This window comes from Vescimonas sp. (assembly GCF_057856985.1).
The window spans coordinates 1-15688 of the sequence record NZ_DBLZXX010000017.1 but is presented as its reverse complement, the minus strand read 5'-3'; the positions used below and the strand labels follow the sequence as shown (position 1 = coordinate 15688).

Genomic DNA, 15688 nt, shown 5'->3' with positions numbered 1-15688 from the left:
AAAAAAGTCTTGTAAATAAGAGTAAACGTTTCTTAACGTCCGCTTCCCGAAAGTCATATTTTCCTTTATTTACAACATATAAAAGCCCTGTGAAGTGTCGATTTTCGTCGCCGTCTTTTTTCTTGTAGAGAAACTCACAAATTGGAAAGAAGCACCCCTCCTCGAGGGGTGCTTCCGGTTTGATCCGGTTGTTATGCGGCGCTCAGTCGCCCTCCCGCATGCGGTAGCCCACGCCCACCTCCGTGAAGATGTACTGAGGGTTGCCGGGGGTAGGTTCGATCTTGCGGCGGATGTTGGCCATGTTCACCCGCAGGATCTGGTTGTCGGTCTTGGCCTTGGGGCCCCACAGCTCGCGGATGATGAAGTCGTAGGTCAGGACCTTGCCGGCGTACTTGCCCAGCAGGGCCACGATCTTGTACTCGTTGACGGTGAGACCGGCGTTTTCGCCGTGCATCAGTACCTGATGCTTGTCGTAGTCGATGGTCAGGTCGCCGGTGACGAACTTGCCGGACTGGGCGATCTGGGTATTGGACAGGGTTGTGCGGGTGTGGCGGATGGCGGTGCGGATGCGGGCCAGCAGCTCCGACGTGCCGAAGGGCTTCACCAGATAGTCGTCTGCGCCGTAGTCCAGGGCCTCCACCTTGTCATGCTCGTGATTTCTCGCGGAAACCACCACCACCGGCAGATTGGACCACTTGCGCACGGACTTCAGCACCTCCATGCCGTCCATGTCCGGCAGTCCCAGATCCAGCACGATCATGTCCGGGCAATGGGAGGCGATCATGGTCAGGGCCTCCTCGCCACTGCGGACGATGATGGTGTCGTAGCCGTTGGCCGTGAGGATCATGGAGATGAAGTTGCTGATGGACTGCTCATCCTCCACGATCAGGACCTTGTCTTTAATCTTCATCGTCGTCTCCTTTCATGGGCAGCGTCACGGTAAAGCACGCGCCGCCGTCTTTTTTATTCTCCCCCCGTATCGTCCCGCCGTGGGCCAGCACCACCGTCCGGCACACAGACAGGCCGATGCCCATGCTGCGTTTGCCGTCGCTGCTGCGGTCACTGCGGGCCGCTCCGTCGAATAACTTATTCAGAAGGTGCAGCGGGATGCCCCTGCCGTTGTCGGCCACGGTGAACACCGCATCGCCCCCCTGCTGGGACAGCGTCACATCGATACGGCTGGTGCCGCCGTGGATCACGGCGTTTTCCATCAGGTTCACCAGCACCTGCTCGATGAGCAGCGGGTCCATGGGCACCATCATCAGCTCATGGGGCACCGACACATGTACCTCCACGTCAGGGTAGTGCTTCTGCGTCTTGGCCACGGCGCTGCCGATGACCTCCTCCGCCGCCTCCGGCGCCTTCTTGACCCGCGCCTCCTCGGAATTGTGAATGCGCGTGATGGACAGCAGGTTCTCCACGATGCGGATGAGCCACTGGGCGTCCTCGTTGGTGGAGCGCAGCAGCTGCTGCCGCTGCTCCTGCGTCAGCTCGCCGTCCTGCTCCAGCAAAACGTTGGTAGCTCCCACGATGCCGGTCAGCGGGGTGCGGATGTCGTGGGACACCGCCCGCAGCAGGTCGGCGTACATCTTCTCCCGTTCCGCCTCGCGGCGGACGGTCTCCGTCTGCTTGGCGCGGCTGGTGACAGCCGCCGTCAGCACGGAGATGGTCATCATCACCAGAAACGTCAGCGGAAATCCGGTCAGCGTGAAGCTGATGTGCCAGTAGGGATACGTGAATATGTAGTCCACGCTGAACACACCGGCCACGGCGGTGATGATACCCAGGATATAACCGTTGGTCCAGTAGGCCGTCAGGAACACGTCCAGCAGGAAGATCACCGCCACGTAGCTGGTGTCCCGGTGCAGGTCGATGTTCCGCAGGAACAGGCACAGCAGCACCGCCGCCAAATACAGCCCAAAGGCGATGGCCAGATCCCGTCCGGAGTAGGGCAGACCCAGACTGGCCGCGGTGCGCTCCCGCTTATCCTGGCTGCGCAGCCGGTCCCGATAGGCTTTCTTATCCACCGGCGCTCCCTCCCCTTTATATGTCTGGCGCTATTGTATCACATTATCGCGTTAAGAAAGCGTTAAAATGCCGTTAAGACTTACCCTTTTTTCTCTTTCTCCCGGGGCCGCTTGACAAGGTATCCCTGTATTTGCTATTCTATAGTATTGTATGTAAAGAGATGGCAGGCGGGGCGCTCCCCCGTCCGCCGGAAAAGAGGTAATCGCAATGTATGATGCCGTGATCATCGGCGGCGGCGCGGTAGGCTGCGCCGTGGCCCGCTGGCTCAGCCGCTACCGCCTGCGCATCTGCCTTTTAGAGCGCGGCGAGGACGTGTGCATGGGCACCAGCAAGGCCAATTCCGCCATCTGCCACGCCGGCTTCGATGCGCCGGTGGGCTCCGCCAAGGCGCGGTTCAACGTGGAGGGCTCCCGCATGATGGAGACGCTGTCCCGCCAGCTGGACTTCCCCTATCGCCGCTGCGGCGCGCTGGTGCTGTGCTTCAACGAGACCGACATTCCCCGTCTGGAGGAGCTGAAGGCCCGTGGTGAGTGCAATGGCGTGGAGGGTCTGACCGTCCTGGACCGCGATGCCCTGCGCCGTCAGGAGCCCCGGGTCGCGCCGGAGGCTGTGGCCGCGCTGCATGCGCCTACCAGCGCCATCATCTGTCCTTTCGGCATGACCATCGCGCTGGCGGAGAACGCCGCCGCCAACGGCTGCGAGTTCCGCTACGACACGGAGGTACAGCGCATCCGCCGTCAGGACGGCGGCTTCCTGCTGGAGACCAGCCGCGGCCCGCTGGAGAGCCGCACGGTCATCTGTGCCGCCGGTGTCCACGGCGACACGCTCCATAACCAGCTGTGTGAGAGTCAACTGCACATCGTCCCCCGCCGCGGCGAGTACTGCCTGCTGGACCGCCGCGATGGCGGCCTGACGCGGCACACTATTTTCCAGCTTCCCTCCGCCATGGGCAAGGGCGTGCTGGTGACCCCCACGGTCCATGGCAACCTGCTGGTGGGCCCCACTGCGGAGGATCAGGAGGACAAGGGCTGCACCGCCACCACCTCTGCGGGCCTGCGCCGCGTGGCGGAGACGGCGGCGCGCAGCGTACCGGGCCTGCCCATGCGGGATGTCATCACCAGCTTCGCCGGGCTTCGCGCCCATCTGGTGGGTGGTGACGACGACTTCATCGTGGGTGAGAGCGCCGACGGCTTCTTCGAGGCCGTGGGCATCGAGTCCCCCGGCCTGTCCTCCGCCCCCGCCATCGGCCGGTATCTGGCCGGACTGGCCGCGGAGAAGCTGGGCGCGGCGGAGAAAGATGACTTCATCGCGGAGCGCCGCGATATCCCCCGTCCCCGTGAGATGGACTTTGCCGCCCGACAGGCGCTGATAGAAAGAGACCCCGCCTACGCCACGGTGGTCTGCCGCTGTGAGGAGATCACCGAGGGTGAGATACGGGAGGCCATCCGCCGGGGCGCACGGTCGCTGGACGGTGTGAAGCGCCGCGTGCGGGCCGGCATGGGCCGCTGTCAGGGCGGCTTCTGCACGCCGCGGGTGCTGGAGCTTCTCCACGAGGAGCTGGGGACTCCCATGACCGAGCTGACCAAATGCGGCGGCGAGAGCCGCCTGCTGGCGGGCCGCACCAAGGAGGTGCTCTCATGAAAACTGTACAGCTGGCCATCGTGGGCGGCGGTCCCGCCGGACTGGCCGCCGCCGCAGCCGCCTATGACGCAGGTCTGCGGGATATCCTCATTCTGGAGCGCAGCGGCGAGCTGGGCGGCATCCTGAACCAGTGCATCCATGCCGGCTTCGGACTCCACACCTTCCATCAGGAGCTCACCGGCCCCGAGTACGCCCAGCGCTATATCGACGCCGTACACGAGCGGGGCATCCCCGCCTGGACGGACTGCATGGTGCTGGACATCACGCCGGACCGTGTGCTCACCGTCACCGGCCGCGCCGTAGGCTTGCAGCAGATCAAGGCGCAGGCGGTGGTACTGGCCATGGGCTGCCGTGAGCGGCCCCGAGGCGCGCTGAACATCGCGGGCACCCGCCCCGCCGGCATCTGGTCGGCGGGCACCGCCCAGCGCATGGTGAACATGGAGGGCTATCTGCCCGGGCGGCAGGTGGTGATCCTCGGCTCCGGCGACATCGGCCTCATCATGGCCCGCCGCATGACGCTGGAGGGCGCGGAGGTCAAAGCCGTGGCGGAGGTCATGCCCTATTCCGGCGGTCTGAAGCGCAACATCGTCCAGTGTCTGGATGATTTCAATATTCCCCTGTATCTGTCCACCACCGTGGTACAGATACACGGGCAGGAGCATCTCACCGGCGTGACGCTGGCGCAGGTGGACGACAAGCGCCTGCCCATCCCGGGTACGGAGCGGTACATCCCCTGCGACACCCTGCTGCTCAGCGTGGGTCTGCTTCCGGAGAATGAGCTGACCCGTCAGGCGGGCGCGGCGCTGGACGCCGTCACCGGCGGCCCCGTGGTGGACGAAACGCTGGCCACCTCCCTGCCCGGCGTGTTCGCCTGCGGCAACGTGCTGCATGTCCACGATCTGGTGGACTTCGTCTCGCAGGAGGCGGCCGCCGCAGGCCGCAGCGCCGCCCGCTTCGTGCTGGAGGGTGCAGCGAGCGGCGACAGCATCCGGCTGGAGGGCAAAAACGGTGTGCGCTACACCGTGCCCCAATCCCTGCATCGGGGCGGCGGGCCGGTGACGGTGCGCTTCCGCGTGGGACAGCCCTACCGCAGCGCGGCGCTGTGCGCCTATGCGGGGGACACGCTGCTCAAACGCATCCCCAAGCGCATCCTGACCCCCGGCGAAATGGAGAGCTTTCCCATTGACCCCGCCGCCATCCCCGCCGATGCGGACACGGTGACTTTCGTAGTAGAGGAGGCGCAGGCACAATGAAACGTGAATTGATCTGCATCGGCTGTCCCATGGGCTGCCACCTCACCGCCGAAGTAGAAAACGGCGCGGTGACCTCCGTCACCGGCAACACCTGTCCCCGCGGCGACGCCTACGCCCGCAGGGAGTGCGTTGCGCCGGTGCGCACCGTCACCGGTACCGTGGCCATCGAGGGCGCGGCCCTGCCGGTGCTGCCGGTCCGCACCAACGGCGAGATCCCCAAGACACAGGTCTTTGACGTGGCCCGCGCCCTCCGCACCGTCAAGGTCCAGGCCCCCATCGCCATCGGCGACGTGGTACTGCAAAACGTCTGCGGCACCGGCGTGGACGTGGTGGCCGCCAAGAACATGGCGCGAACCTGACCCTCGCCGTATGAGCGCAAAAAAAGAGACGCAGGCTGAAAGCCTGCGTCTCTTTTTCGCTTGCGGATCTTGTATGAACAAGGCGAAAAAACGCCCATAAAAAGCAAAACGCCACGCACATGGCGTGGTGGTCATCCTTTGTGGGTGGGACGTTTACCGCTCGCTGACCTGCTGCCGGCAGTCGCCGAAGATCATATCGTCCAGATCGCCCATGATCCAGTTGTTCATCATAACACTATCACGCTCCTTTCTTCATTTGATTACACAGATAGTATATGCCGTTTTCATCCCCTTTGCAACCCCAATTTTATACATATCTCACAATTTGTATTTGCTATTTTTTGATAGTTTGCACAATGGCACTTGCCGTCCATACCATATATAATGACTGCATACCATCGGTTGATAAGGTACGAACGTATTGGGGATATACTATGAGAGAGTTTCACGCCGGAACATTTGACATCGCCGTCATCGGCGCCGGACATGCCGGCATCGAGGCGGCGCTGGCGGCGGCGCGTCTGGGCATGCGCACCGTCTGCTTCACCATCGATCTGGACGCAGTAGGCAACATGCCCTGCAACCCCGCCATCGGCGGTACCGGCAAGGGTCATCTGGTGCGGGAGCTGGACGCTCTGGGCGGCGAGATGGCCCGTGCGGCGGACTGCGCCTGCATCCAGTACCGCATGCTCAACCGTGCCAAAGGCCCCGCAGTCTGGTCCCTGCGGGCCCAGGCGGACCGCCGGAAATATCAGCAGGTGATGAAGCACACACTGGAACGGCAGGAGAACCTGACCCTGCGTCAGGCGGAGGTAACGGAGATCCGCTGTGAGGATGGCCGCGTGGCCGCCGTGGTGCTGCGCACCGGCGCGGTATTCACCGTCCGCGCCGCCATCCTCTGCACCGGCACGTACCTGACGGGCCGCACCATCGTGGGCGAGTGCATCGAGTCCTCCGGCCCCGACGGCATGCATGCCGCCAACGCCCTGACGGCCAGCCTGTTGGCACTGGGCCTGCCCCTGCGCCGGTTCAAGACCGGCACGCCGCCGCGGGTGAACCGCCGCAGCATCGACTTTTCCAAAATGGAGATACAGGAGGGCGACCCCGCCCCCCTGCCCTTCAGCTTCACCACGGCCCAGCCGCCGGAGAACCGCGCCGTGTGCTACCTGACGTACACCAACGCCGAGACGCACCGCATCATCCGCGAGAATCTGGGCCGCAGCCCCATCTACTCCGGTGTCATCGAGGGCATCGGCCCCCGCTACTGCCCGTCCATCGAGACGAAGATCGTCCGCTTTGCGGACAAGCCCCGCCACCAGCTGTTCATCGAGCCCATGGGGCTGGACACCGAGGAGATGTACATCCAGGGGTTCTCCTCCTCCATGCCGGAGGAGGTGCAGCTTCAGATGCTCCACAGTGTGGCCGGACTGGAGCACGCGGAGATGATGCGCCCCGCCTACGCCATCGAGTACGATTGCATCGATCCACTGGCCCTGCGGCCCACGCTGGAGGTCAAGACCGTCTCCGGTCTGTACGGCGCGGGACAGTTCAACGGCTCCTCCGGCTATGAGGAGGCGGCGGCCCAGGGCTTCGTGGCCGGCGTCAACGCGGCCCTGGCCCTGAAGGGCCAGCCCCCCATGCTTCTTAAGCGCAGCGAGAGCTACATCGGCACCCTTATCGACGATCTGGTGACCAAGGGCACTCAGGAGCCGTACCGCATGATGACCTCCCGCTCCGAGTACCGGCTGGTACTGCGGCAGGACAACGCCGACCAGCGTCTGTGCCCCATTGGCCATCGCATCGGCCTGGTGTCCGATGCGCGGCTTCAGGCCGTGGAGGAGAAGTACGCCGCCGTAGAGCGGGAGATCAGGCGCCTGACCCACACCGGCGTGGCCGGCAGCAACGCTCTCAACACCCTGCTGACAGCCCGCGGCACCGCACCGGTAGCCGACGGTGCGCGGCTCATCGACCTGCTGCGCCGTCCGCAGGTGTCCTACGATGACCTGCGCCCCTTCGACCCTGCCGCGCCGGAGCTTCCCGGGGCGGTGCGGGAGCAGGTGGAAATATCCGTCAAATACGAGGGCTATATCCGCCGCCAGCAGCGGCAGGTGGAGGACTTCGAGCAGCTGGAAAAGCACGCCCTCCCCGACCGCATGGATTACAGTGCCATACAGGGCCTGCGTCTGGAGGCGCGGGAGAAGCTGGACGCGGTGCGTCCCCTGAATCTGGGGCAGGCCAGCCGCATCTCCGGCGTCTCACCGGCAGACGTGGGCGCACTGATGATCTGGCTCCAGACCCATCGAGATAAGGAGGAATGACCATGGGTAAACTGCGATTTCTCTTTGCGCTGTGGATGGCCAAGCTGTCCATCCCCGCGCTGAAGATCACTCACCACAACGGCACGGACTTCCCCGGCAGCCTTGCCGTCAGACTGTGCCCCGACTTTCTGCGCTACGTGGGCAAGCCCAAAACCATCGTGGCCGTCACCGGCACCAACGGCAAGACCACGGTGTCCAACATGCTCAACGACATTCTGGAGGCCGGCGGCCGCCGCGTGCTGAACAACCGCGCCGGCAGCAACATCGTCTCCGGCGTGTCCACCGCCTTCATCCGGAACTGCGACCTGCTGGGCCGCGTGAAAAAGTGCGACATGGCGGTGCTGGAGGTAGACGAGCGCTCCGCCCCCAGAATTTACCCCTACGTGAAGCCGGACTACATCGTGGTCACCAATCTGTTCCGCGACTCCATCATGCGCAACGCCCACCCCGGCTACATCGCGGACATCCTGACCCGCTCCTTCCCCAAATCGTCCAAGCTGATTTTGAATGCCGACGATCTGATCTCCTGCTCCGTGGCGCCGGAGAACCCCCGGGTCTACTTCGGCATCGACCGCCTGCCCACCGATGTGACGGCGTGCGAGAACCTGCTGAACGACATGCGCATCTGCCCTCGCTGCGTCGGTCCGCTGCGCTATGAGTACCGCCGCTACCACCACATCGGCCGCGCCGTCTGCGAAAACTGCGGCTTTCACTCCCCGGACTGTGACTATCTGGCCACCTGCGTGGACGTGGCGGGCCGCACCATGACCCTCCGCGAGGGCGGGCAGGACTACCCCTACACCCTGATCGCCGACAGCATCCACAACATCTACAACATGGTGACGGTCATCGCCGTCCTGCGCCAGCTGGGCTGGTCCCACGCCGACATAGAGCAGCGCCTGTCCCGGGTAAAGGTGCTGGCCTCCCGCCTGTCGGAGGAGAAGATCGGCGGCGTCAATGTGATCATGCAGATGTCCAAGGACAAAAACGCCCTGGCCTGCTCCCGCAACTTTGACTACATCCGCTCCAAGCCCGGGAAGAAGGAGCTGCTGGTGATGATGAACTGCATGGGCGTGGCGAAGAGCTGGTCGGAAAACCCCAGCTGGATGTACGACACGGACTTCGAGTTCCTGAACAGCGACGATGTGACCTGCCTGGTCTGCGCCGGTCCCCGTGCCTACGACTACCGGCTGCGGCTGCTTCTGGCCGGCATCCCCGATGAAAAGATACGGCTGGAGGAGGATGAGTTCGCGGCACTGAAGCTGCTTCCCCTGCGCTCCGGCGACGACGTGTATATCCTCTACGGCGTGGACGGCATGCCGCTGGCGTTCCGCGTAAAGGCGAAGCTGAAGGAGATGCTGCTGGCAAAGGAGGATGGACAATGAGAGCTGAAATTCTGTTTCCGGAGGTCTGCAACCTCTACGGCGACCTGCAAAACGTGTACTACCTCCGGCGCTGCTGCCCCTCGCTGGAGATCGTGGAAACGGATCTCCACAGCCGTCCCCGCTTTCTGGACGGAGAGGTAACGCTGGTGTTCATGGGCAGCACCACCGAGCAGGGCCTGCGCCTGGTTGCCGATGCCCTGCGGCCCTACGCTGCGGACATCGCTGCCCGCGTGGACGCGGGCCAGCTGCTGCTTCTCACCGGCAACGCCCTGGACGTGTTCGGTCAGGCCATCGAAAGCGACAGCGCCGACACCATTGAGGGTCTGGGCCTCCTGCCCTGCCGTGCCCGTTACCAGATGATGAAGCGCCACAACAGCTTCTTCCTGGGCTCTTTCGAGGACATGGACGTGGTGGGCTTCAAAAGCCTGTTCGGCCATAGCTACGATGCGCCGGAGCGGGACGGCTGGTTCCGCGTCGCCCGCGGCGTAGGCCGGAACCCCGACACGCCGCTGGAGGGCTACCGCCGCGGCGGCCTGATGGCCACATACCTCATTGGTCCGCTTCTGATTCTGAATCCGCCGCTGTGCAAGTGGCTGCTGCGCCGGATGAACGCCCCCTCCGATGCCCTGGCCTTTGAGGAGGCCGCCATGGCCAGCTACGAAAAGCGTGTGGCGGAGTTCCGGCAGGAAAGCCGCAATTACCTCTATTGAGCCGCGCACACCCGCTCAACACGCAAAAGCCTCCCCTGCGTCCCCAAAAAGCGCAAAAAAGAACCGCCCGCGGGCGGTTCTTTTTTATCGTTTTCAGCCGGCTCAGATGTACTGGCGCATGCCCTCGGTGGCCACGTCCTCATCGGCGCTGACGGTGACGGTGAACTTCACCTCGTTCTCCTCGCTGAAGCGGTCCAGCCAGTGCAGGAACTTCTCCACGGCCTGCCAATCGCTGCTGCCGGCGATCTTGCACAGGTTGTCCACGAACACATGGGAAATATCAAAATTGCCCGCGTACATACCGCACAGGAAGCCCCGCAGGCAGTCAAAAGAATCCACATTGTAGTCGCTGGCGTTGACCAGACGGACGTTATAGCTGATGTCGTAGGTCATGTCGCGGCTGGGCTCGATGCACACAACGCTGCCGCTTTCAGAGTCCACGCTGGCATGGATCAGCTCGATGAGCTGCTTCGTCTTACCTGCACCGTTCGCGCCCATGATCAGTCTAACCATAAGAAATCACTCCTTTGTCATAGTGGAGCTGGCTTTACTCCTGCTTGTAGCATATCATACCAACGGGAAAATAGCAACGGAAAAAAACCGGCCCCTTTTTTGGTCAAAACGCCTTAGCGGCCCAGCTTTGCCAGCAGTGCGGCCCGCATCTCCTCGTACCCCGGCTTGCCCAGCAGGGCAAACATGTTCTTCTTATAGGCCTCCACACCCGGCTGGTCGAAGGGATTCACATCCAGCAGATAGCCGCTGAGACCGCAGGCATACTCGAAGAAGTAGATAAGCTGGCCCATCGCCTTTTCGTCCAGCCCGTCGGTGTACAGTGTGACGTTGGGCACGCCGCCCTCCACATGGGCCAGCAGGGTACCGTCCATGGCCTGCTCGCGGATGAAGTCCATGCTCTTTCCCGCCAGGAAGTTCAGGCCGTCGCCGTCCGTCTCGTCGTAGGGCACGGGATTCTCGTGCCGGGAAGCGCCAAAGCGCACCACCGTCTCAAAGAGGTGCCGCTCGCCCTGCTGGATATACTGGCCCATGGAGTGCAGGTCGGCGGTGAACTCCACGCTGGCGGGGAACAGGCCCTTGCCCTCCTTGCCCTCGGACTCGCCGTACAGCTGCTTCCACCACTCGGCCATGAACCGGAAGCAAGGCTCATACGCCGCCAGGATCTCGATCTTCTTGCCGGTGCGGTACATCTCGTACCGCGCACCGGCATACTGCCACGCAGGATTGGCGTCCATCTCCGCCGCGGTGCAGATGTCCATCATCTCCCGCGCACCGGCCATCAGCGCCTCGATGTCGATGCCCGCCACGGCGATGGGCAGCAGGCCCACGGCTGTCAGCACGCTGTACCGGCCGCCCACCTCGTCGGGCACCACAAAGGTCTCATAGCCCTTGGCGTCCGCCAGCGCCTTCAGTGCGCCCCTGTGGCGGTCGGTGGTGGCGTAGATGCGCTTAGCCGCGCCGTCTGCGCCGTACTTCTTCTCCAGCATCTCCCGGAAGAAGCGGAAGGCCACCGCCGGCTCCGTGGTGGTGCCGGATTTGGAGATGACGTTGACGGAGAAGTCCACGCCGTCCAGCAGCTCCACGATCTCGCTCATATAGTCGGAGGAAAGCCCGTTGCCCACGAAGTAAATGTTGGGCGTCTCCTTCTTTTTCAGGTTGTAGTTGGGCGACCGCAGGCACTCGATGACGCCCCGTGCTCCCAGATAGGAGCCGCCGATGCCGATGACCACCAGCGCCTGAGAATCTGCCTGAATGCGCTTGGCCGCGGCCTGGATGCGGGCGAACTCCTCCTTGTCGTAGTCCTGCGGCAGGCGTACCCAGCCGGTGAATTCGCCGCCTGCGCCGTCCCCCTTCTGCAAATGGTCATGAGCGATGCGCAGGCGAGGCGCCTGCGCCGCCTCATAGGGCAGCGGGATAAAGCTCTTGCAGCTGTTCAGGTCCACTCGGATCATATGTCATTCCTCCTTGGTAAAGTCCGATCTTTTTCGTACTCGTATCTTACAACGATTGCGCCCAAATTACAAGGGAAAAAGGGCGCTTATCCCGCAAAAACCGCCAGCCGCAGCAGCTGGGTGAACACCTGGCCCCAGCTGCGCCGCATTACGTCCTCCCCCGCCGTGATGGGCGCCGTCAGAAGTACCGTGTCCCCATCCAGCACCGTCAGCTCTCCCAGTGGCTGTCCCGCCGCCACCGGCGCGGTGACCCGCGGCTCCAGCGTCACTTTTCGCTCCAGCATGCCCGCCTTCTCCCTCTCCACCAGCACCGTGTTCCCCTCCGATGCCAACACCGGCTGCACCGTGTCCGCCGTGCCCATGTCCACCGGCACCGGCATCAGCGGCTGCTCCGGCATCGCCGTCACCAGCGCGTAGGTGGAAAACCCGTAGTTCAGCAGGGTCTTGGCGTCGTTGTTGCGGGTGTCGCGGTCCGGCCCCTTCATCACCACGGCGATGAGCTCCATGCCGTCCCGCTCCGCCGTGGCGCTGATGCAGTACCCCGCCGATGCGGTGTAGCCGGTCTTGAGTCCCGTGGCCCCGTCATAGAAGCGGATGAGCTTGTTGGTGTTGGCCAACTGGAATGCCCCGCCGCGGATGGTGTCCATCCAGATGGTGGTGAACCGCCGGATGTCCGGATGCTTTAAGATCAGCTCGCGGCTCATGACGGCGATGTCGTGGGCGCTGGTGACGTGGCCCTCCGCCGTCAGGCCGGTGCAGTTGGCGAAGTGGGTGTCGTTCATGCCAAGCTCCGCCGCCCGCTGGTTCATTTTTTCCACAAACCGGTCGCTGACCCCCGCCACCTTTTCCGCCAGTGCCGCAGCTGCGTCGTTGCCGGAGGCCACGCACACCGCCTTCAGCAGCTCCTCCACCGTGATCTGCTCTCCCTCCGCCAGATAGACCTGGCTGCCGCCCATCCCCGCGGCGTAGGCGCTGACCGTCACCACGTCGTCGTAGCCGATAGTCCCGCTGTCGATGGCCTCCATGGTCAGCAGCAGCGTCATGATCTTGGTGACGCTGGCGGGCTCCAGCTGCTCGTGCTCGTTCCGGGCATACAGCACCTGCCCCGTGGTTTTTTCCATCAGCAGCGCCGCGCGGCTCTGGATAGGCAGCTCCGCCGCCTGCGCCTGCACCGGCCACAGGGTCAGCAGGCACATCAGCGCCGTCACGCCCGCCGCCAGTCCCGTCATCTGCCGCCTCCACCTCCGCAGCGCCTCCCGCCGCTTGTTCTGTTTATCGTCTATATAGCATCTTCCCGAACGATAACACGCTCTCCCGTGTCCTGTCCGATGCCGCGCCCCCCCTGATACGACAGGCATTACGCGCTTCTCCGCATCCACCATTTCCTGCTTCTTCATCATGCAGTTCCTCCCCCGCGTTTTTTCCATCTCTATGCCGTTGCGGGAGAAATCATGCTCTCGACAGAATTTTCGGTTGCAAAACCCCCGCCGACCTGCTATAATAGCACCGTTCGCAGGGTTGGTATATCGGTATTACAGCGGCTTCCCAAGCCGTTAAGGCGGGTTCGACTCCCGTACCCTGCTCCAAGTGAACAAACAGGTTTAGATGCCATGCGGTGAAAACCGCATGGCATCAAGCCTTTCCGGGGTTTTCCACATCCCGATTTTAACGGTTTCAAGCATGGATGTCAGAGCCGTCTGAGAGGCGTTCGACGTGATTTGAACCCCTCTTTTCCTGTTTTCTGGCGAAATGATCGGATGCAGCCCCCTTTTGTACGAGGATTTTCCTCGCAAAAGGGGGCTTTTTTCATAAAAAAGTTTCACAAAGTTTGGGGCGTCGGTTTGTTGGTTTCGTAGAACCATCGAACCGGCGCTCTTTTTGCATTTTCAGGACAGATCAAGGGCGGCAGCCCAGAGAGGAGCAGTATATGCGAAAACCAACAAGACCGCTGGCACGGCGGATCGATGAGCGACAGCCAGCGCCCTACCAGCAGAGCTCGCCGGAGCCGGTATTTTGCAATGAGCACGAGCGGTGTCAGGGCTGTCCCTACCCACGCCACGGCATCGTCTGCTGGCAGAGGAGGACGGGATGTTCACTGACCGGGGGTACATCGCCTATAAGGGCTATTACAGCATGGAGGAAATGATGAACGGCAGCCAGAGCAGCCACATGGAGATGGGAGGGCTTTCACGATGATCATTCAGGCAGAACTAAAGTGTAAGCAGACCGGGTGTGAGGCAGACCCCTGTGCCGTGGATAAGGTCATCGAGCTGCCAAGCCAGCGGTTCCAACAGTTCAGCCACGCACTGCTGGCTGACTATCCTATCGGGGCAGCAAAAAGCCTCTGGTCATGGTGGCCAGAGGTCGTTACTTTTCCATATCCATTTTCTTGTCGGGCTTGGCAAGCTCGGGTGGCTGCCGCTCTTTCCAGTCCTCCAGCAGCGTCATGATCTGGTCTTTCATCTGCCGGGGCGTGGCCTCCTTGCCAAAAAACTTTTCCAGTTCAGCGCCAGTAATGATCACGTCACGATCCTCCTTTTTCTTTTCTTCACACAAAATACCGTCGATCACGTCCGGGGAGAGCTTGTTTTCCTTGTCCAGCTCACGGAGCCGCTTTGCCTGACCCTTGGAGGGCGAAGCCTGCTGGCCCTCAATGGACACGGCGATATACTTCTGGTGCTTGGGCCGCACACGGGAAATTTCCACAGCCGGGGTGAAAGACAGCTTTCCGTCATCCATCGTCTGCTTCAATTCCGGCACAAGATCATTGAGCCAGATATACCGCTGAACGGTTTTCACACTCATGCCGTTGCGCTGGCCCACGCTTTCAAGAGAGAGCTTTCCGGCCTCGGCGCTGTCGCCGCGTGCTCCCTGATGCTTGATGGCCTCATACTGCATTTTCAGGGACATAGCCTTTTCGCTGGGCAAAATCGTTTCTCGCTGACGGAGGTTGTCATCCGTCATAGCGAGAATGGCCTCGTCATCCGTCATATTGCGGACGATACAGGGCATATTGCGATACCCGGCAAGCTGGCTGGCCATCTGGCGGCGGTGGCCCGCGATGATCTCATAGCCGCCGCCCTCACGGGGACGCACAAGCGCGGGCTGGTTGACGCCGCCGTTGCGGACGCTCTCCACCAGAGATTTCATTTCCGCATCGTCACGGACACCGAAAGGATGATCCTTGAACGGGTGCAGGTCGGAAAGGTCAAGATAGACGATTTCCTCTTTTTCGCCTCTGGTAGCGTCGCGGGGTGTAGGCGGCACTTCCGGGGCCTGGGGTGCTGCCTTTTCCACGGGAGCCGCATGGGTCTTGCCAGCCTTGGGCGGCTTGGCCTGCTCCGGGGCCGCTTTTTCCGCCTTGGACGGGCGGCCACGGCGGGGCTTTTCCGCCTTTGCCTCTTTCTTGACCCCCGGCTCGGTGGGCGCAGCTTTTTCGGCTTTTGCAGGGCGGCCCCGTTTGGGCTTGGGCTTCTCCGGCTCCGGCTCCGGCATGGGCTTTTCCCATTCCCGCTTGCTGTACTCGGTGACGGAAACGGACGGGGCCTCCATCTCCTTGGGGATGTCCGGCGGAGCGTCCTTTTCCGGCGTGGAACGCATCGCGGAAAGGTCGATCACCTTTGCGGACGGAGCGGGGCCGCCGCCCACATCAGGGATTTCGGCCTGCTCCATTTTTGGGGCCTTTCCCGGCATTTCAGGCGGAGCCTGTTCCTCCGTGGTAGGGGGATGCTTGTTTTCTTCTGCCATGACACGAATAACCTCCTTGACAAGAATTTAGGCCATGCCGCACGGCTGGCCCATATCAGCACACAGAGAAAACGCTGTCTGTATACAAAAACACCGCCTATGTCCTGTTAGGCGGTGCATTGTGTAAGGCTTGGCAGCTCATTTTCAGTTGTTTTTCTCTGTGTGCCCTTGTCAAGCGATGTTTTCATCGCAGAAAACAAAAATGCCATCCGACACGATGATGACTCCAGGCACTGCCTGCTCATCCTCGATGCGGAGGGAAAGGACGGTTTCCTCGTTGACC

12 protein-coding genes and 1 tRNA gene are annotated in these 15688 nt (G+C 62.4%); 7 read left to right on the top strand and 6 right to left on the bottom strand.

Annotated features, from left to right (window positions below):
* Positions 1-202: 202 nt before the first annotated feature.
* Positions 203-910: a response regulator transcription factor gene (locus ACZM22_RS09110; protein WP_417053795.1), complete on the bottom strand. Its 708-nt coding sequence runs from the start codon at positions 908-910 to the stop codon at positions 203-205.
* Positions 900-2027 carry a sensor histidine kinase gene (locus ACZM22_RS09105; protein ID WP_489543825.1) on the bottom strand — a complete coding sequence of 376 codons (1128 nt, stop codon included), beginning with the start codon at positions 2025-2027 and terminating at the stop codon, positions 900-902. Before ACZM22_RS09105 ends, ACZM22_RS09110 begins: the two co-directional genes overlap by 11 nt.
* A 208-nt stretch (positions 2028-2235) precedes the next feature.
* Between ACZM22_RS09105 and ACZM22_RS09100 the strand changes: the two genes are divergently transcribed.
* The 6 genes from ACZM22_RS09100 to ACZM22_RS09075 all read left to right on the top strand — a co-directional run bounded on the left by ACZM22_RS09100 (position 2236) and on the right by ACZM22_RS09075 (position 9694).
* Positions 2236-3669, top strand: a complete 1434-nt coding sequence (locus ACZM22_RS09100) for an NAD(P)/FAD-dependent oxidoreductase (RefSeq protein ID WP_489543824.1) — start codon at positions 2236-2238, stop codon at positions 3667-3669.
* On the top strand, positions 3666-4922 hold the full coding sequence (locus ACZM22_RS09095; protein ID WP_489543823.1) for an NAD(P)/FAD-dependent oxidoreductase: 1257 nt from the start codon (positions 3666-3668) through the stop codon (positions 4920-4922). Before ACZM22_RS09100 ends, ACZM22_RS09095 begins: the two co-directional genes overlap by 4 nt.
* Complete coding sequence (locus tag ACZM22_RS09090; RefSeq protein WP_489543822.1) at positions 4919-5281, top strand: DUF1667 domain-containing protein; 363 nt, start codon at positions 4919-4921, stop codon at positions 5279-5281. The genes ACZM22_RS09095 and ACZM22_RS09090 overlap by 4 nt, the downstream gene beginning before the upstream one ends.
* Positions 5282-5715: 434 nt before the next feature.
* Positions 5716-7599 (top strand): tRNA uridine-5-carboxymethylaminomethyl(34) synthesis enzyme MnmG, encoded by a 1884-nt coding sequence (mnmG, locus tag ACZM22_RS09085; protein ID WP_489543821.1) that lies wholly within the window; start codon positions 5716-5718, stop codon positions 7597-7599.
* A gap of 2 nt (positions 7600-7601) precedes the next feature.
* The gene (locus ACZM22_RS09080) at positions 7602-8984 is read left to right on the top strand and encodes a MurT ligase domain-containing protein (RefSeq protein ID WP_489543820.1); all 1383 of its coding nucleotides are present in this window, start codon (positions 7602-7604) and stop codon (positions 8982-8984) included.
* The gene (locus ACZM22_RS09075; RefSeq protein ID WP_484438543.1) at positions 8981-9694 is read left to right on the top strand and encodes a hypothetical protein; all 714 of its coding nucleotides are present in this window, start codon (positions 8981-8983) and stop codon (positions 9692-9694) included. Before ACZM22_RS09080 ends, ACZM22_RS09075 begins: the two co-directional genes overlap by 4 nt.
* Positions 9695-9796: 102 nt before the next feature.
* On the opposite strand, the gene ACZM22_RS09070 is transcribed toward ACZM22_RS09075, so the two are convergent.
* The 3 genes from ACZM22_RS09070 to ACZM22_RS09060 all read right to left on the bottom strand — a co-directional run bounded on the left by ACZM22_RS09070 (position 9797) and on the right by ACZM22_RS09060 (position 12887).
* Complete coding sequence (locus tag ACZM22_RS09070) at positions 9797-10207, bottom strand: ATP-binding protein (protein ID WP_417053786.1); 411 nt, start codon at positions 10205-10207, stop codon at positions 9797-9799.
* A 113-nt stretch (positions 10208-10320) separates the two neighbouring features.
* The gene (locus ACZM22_RS09065) at positions 10321-11658 is read right to left on the bottom strand and encodes a glucose-6-phosphate isomerase (protein ID WP_484438542.1); all 1338 of its coding nucleotides are present in this window, start codon (positions 11656-11658) and stop codon (positions 10321-10323) included.
* An 86-nt stretch (positions 11659-11744) separates the two neighbouring features.
* Entirely contained in the window at positions 11745-12887 is a 1143-nt protein-coding gene (locus ACZM22_RS09060) for a D-alanyl-D-alanine carboxypeptidase family protein (RefSeq protein WP_484438541.1), read from the bottom strand.
* A gap of 283 nt (positions 12888-13170) precedes the next feature.
* Here ACZM22_RS09060 and ACZM22_RS09055 point away from each other — a divergent pair.
* Positions 13171-13244: transfer RNA gene (locus ACZM22_RS09055), tRNA-Gly, on the top strand.
* Between the two features lie 781 nt (positions 13245-14025).
* Here the strand turns inward: ACZM22_RS09055 and ACZM22_RS09050 are convergent.
* Positions 14026-15405 (bottom strand): ParB/RepB/Spo0J family partition protein, encoded by a 1380-nt coding sequence (locus ACZM22_RS09050; protein WP_489543819.1) that lies wholly within the window; start codon positions 15403-15405, stop codon positions 14026-14028.
* Positions 15406-15688 lie beyond the last annotated feature (283 nt).

What these genes read in the sequence shown, in the direction of transcription:
- ACZM22_RS09110 (WP_417053795.1), bottom strand. Translation starts at nt 910, where the DNA reads ATGAAGATTAAAGACAAGGTCCTGATCGTGGAGGATGAGCAGTCCATC.
- ACZM22_RS09100 (WP_489543824.1), top strand. Translation starts at nt 2,236, where the DNA reads ATGTATGATGCCGTGATCATCGGCGGCGGCGCGGTAGGCTGCGCCGTG.
- ACZM22_RS09095 (WP_489543823.1), top strand. Translation starts at nt 3,666, where the DNA reads ATGAAAACTGTACAGCTGGCCATCGTGGGCGGCGGTCCCGCCGGACTG.
- ACZM22_RS09090 (WP_489543822.1), top strand. Translation starts at nt 4,919, where the DNA reads ATGAAACGTGAATTGATCTGCATCGGCTGTCCCATGGGCTGCCACCTC.
- mnmG (WP_489543821.1), top strand. Translation starts at nt 5,716, where the DNA reads ATGAGAGAGTTTCACGCCGGAACATTTGACATCGCCGTCATCGGCGCC.
- ACZM22_RS09080 (WP_489543820.1), top strand. Translation starts at nt 7,602, where the DNA reads ATGGGTAAACTGCGATTTCTCTTTGCGCTGTGGATGGCCAAGCTGTCC.
- ACZM22_RS09075 (WP_484438543.1), top strand. Translation starts at nt 8,981, where the DNA reads ATGAGAGCTGAAATTCTGTTTCCGGAGGTCTGCAACCTCTACGGCGAC.
- ACZM22_RS09070 (WP_417053786.1), bottom strand. Translation starts at nt 10,207, where the DNA reads ATGGTTAGACTGATCATGGGCGCGAACGGTGCAGGTAAGACGAAGCAG.
- ACZM22_RS09065 (WP_484438542.1), bottom strand. Translation starts at nt 11,658, where the DNA reads ATGATCCGAGTGGACCTGAACAGCTGCAAGAGCTTTATCCCGCTGCCC.
- ACZM22_RS09060 (WP_484438541.1), bottom strand. Translation starts at nt 12,887, where the DNA reads ATGACGGGACTGGCGGCGGGCGTGACGGCGCTGATGTGCCTGCTGACC.
- ACZM22_RS09050 (WP_489543819.1), bottom strand. Translation starts at nt 15,405, where the DNA reads ATGGCAGAAGAAAACAAGCATCCCCCTACCACGGAGGAACAGGCTCCG.